At 63.6% G+C, this 2,348-nt stretch carries 3 protein-coding genes; all 3 read left to right on the forward strand.

The features are described 5' to 3' along the window. A partial coding sequence (locus HX846_RS33295) for a histidine kinase (protein WP_178967061.1) occupies window positions 1-977 on the forward strand: 977 nt, incomplete at its 5' end. Between the two features lie 25 nt (window positions 978-1,002). Continuing rightward, a complete protein-coding gene (locus tag HX846_RS33300; protein WP_003210977.1) occupies window positions 1,003-1,632 on the forward strand; it encodes a response regulator transcription factor in 630 nt (209 codons plus the stop codon). 226 nt (window positions 1,633-1,858) lie between these two features. Further along, window positions 1,859-2,348 (forward strand): ABC transporter ATP-binding protein (locus tag HX846_RS39970; protein ID WP_256740245.1); only part of this gene is annotated, 490 nt, incomplete at its 3' end.

Raw genomic sequence — 2,348 nt, forward strand, 5'->3', positions numbered from 1 at the left:
CGCGCAGCGAGGCGATCGAGTTTGCCTACATCAGCCAGGGCAGCGAGGGCCTGGTGGGTTACGCGCCGGAAGTGCTCAGCCATCCGGCCATGGGCATTCGCAGCCTGGTGCATCCCGACGACCGCGCCAGTTATCACCGCACCCAGGACCAGGCTATCGAGACCGAGAGCAATTGGGCCTGGCAGGGCCGCATCCTGACCCGCCTGGGCGAGCAGCGCTGGGCCGATATCAAGGCCGTGACCCGACGCCTGGAAGACGGGGCCGTGGTTTGGGACGGAATTGTCTGGGACATCAGCGAGAGCAAACGCATCGAGCTGGAGCTGGACGCGTCCCGCGCGCAATTGCGGGAATTGTCGGCCCACCTGGAAACCGTGCGCGAGGAAGAGAAGGCCCGCATCGCCCGGGAAGTGCACGACGAGTTGGGGCAGATGCTCACCGTGCTCAAGCTGGAGACCTCGATGTGCGAGCTGACCTACGCGCAACTGGATCCTGGCCTGCACGAGCGGCTGAACAGCATGAAGCGCCTGATCGCCCAACTGTTCCAACTGGTGCGCGATGTGGCCACCGCCTTGCGTCCGCCGATTCTCGATGCCGGGATTGCCTCGGCGATCGAATGGCAGGCCCGGCGTTTCGAGGCCCGGACGCAGATTCCGTGCCTGGTGCAGGTGCCGGATAATCTGCCGGCGCTGAGCGACGCCAAGGCCATCGGCCTGTTCCGCATCCTGCAGGAGGCACTGACCAATGTGATGCGCCATGCCCAGGCGCATACTGTCGAGCTGACGCTGGTGGTGGAGGGCGCGCACTTGCGCCTGACCATCAGCGACGACGGTGCAGGTTTCGTCCAGGCTCCCGGGCGCCCGGTATCGTTTGGCCTGGTGGGCATGCGCGAGCGGGTGCTGATCATGGGCGGGCAGTTGAGCCTGGACAGCGCATTGGGCGAAGGCACCACCCTGAGTGTGACGGTGCCGCTGGATTGATAACCAAAAGAAGAGGACATCCACAGTGATCCGTGTACTGGTAGCTGAAGACCACACCATCGTTCGCGAAGGCATCAAGCAACTGATCGGACTGGCCAAGGACCTGCTGGTGGTGGGCGAGGCGAGCAATGGCGAGCAGTTGCTGGAGACCCTGCGCCACGTGCCCTGCGAGGTGGTGTTGCTGGACATCTCGATGCCTGGCGTCAACGGCCTGGAAGCCATCCCGCGGATCCGTGCGCTGAACAATCCCCCGGCGATCCTGGTGCTGTCGATGCACGACGAAGCGCAAATGGCCGCCCGTGCGCTGAAGGTCGGTGCCGCCGGCTATGCCACCAAGGACAGCGACCCGGCGCTGCTGCTGACCGCGATCCGCAAGGTCGCGGCGGGCGGGCGGTACATCGACCCGGACCTGGCCGACCGCATGGTCTTCGAAGTCGGCCTCACCGATTCCCGCCCATTGCACTCGTTGTTGTCGGAGCGCGAGTTCTCGGTATTCGAGCGACTGGCCCAGGGCGCCAACGTCAACGACATCGCCCAGCAGTTGGCGTTGAGCAGCAAAACCATCAGTACCCACAAGGCACGCCTGATGCAAAAGCTCAATATCACCTCCCTGGCGGAACTGGTGAAGTACGCCATGGAGCACAAACTCTTATAGCGGCATACCTGTTTGCGACTGCCTGCCGAGCGCCGCGCTGCCCGGTCTTGCTGCTTGTAGCGTGGGGTTTGTAACTGCTCTGTTCTATCCCCGCCATCCGTGTAGGGCAATCCCTACCCCAAACCTTCCATCCTGCTGATGCCAATCTCTCCGGGCCCCCGATTTGCGCGGCCTTGCCCTGGGACTACGCTTGTTCCACGGCAGTCCAAAACAAAAAGGTGCGGGTATGAGCGAGGTGGATTCAAATGATGTGCTGGTCAGCTTTCGTGGCGTGCAGAAGAGCTACGACGGCGAGAACCTGATCGTCAAAGACCTCAACCTGGAGATTCGCAAGGGCGAGTTCCTGACCCTGCTCGGGCCGTCCGGGTCTGGCAAGACCACCAGCCTGATGATGCTCGCCGGTTTTGAAACCCCCACCGCCGGCGAGATCCAGCTGGCCGGCCGCTCCATCAACAACGTTCCGCCCCACAAGCGCGACATCGGCATGGTGTTCCAGAACTACGCGCTGTTCCCGCACATGACCGTCTCCGAGAACCTGGCGTTTCCGCTCTCTGTACGCGGCCTGAGCAAGACCGACATCAGCGAGCGGGTCAAGCGTGTACTGAGCATGGTCCAGCTCGATGCCTTCGCCCAGCGCTACCCGGCGCAACTCTCCGGTGGCCAGCAGCAGCGGGTGGCCCTGGCCCGGGCGCTGGTGTTCGAGCCACAGCTGGTGC

This window comes from Pseudomonas sp. K5002 (genome assembly GCF_013386655.1).
In the GTDB taxonomy this organism is placed as follows: Bacteria; Pseudomonadota; Gammaproteobacteria; order Pseudomonadales; family Pseudomonadaceae; genus Aquipseudomonas.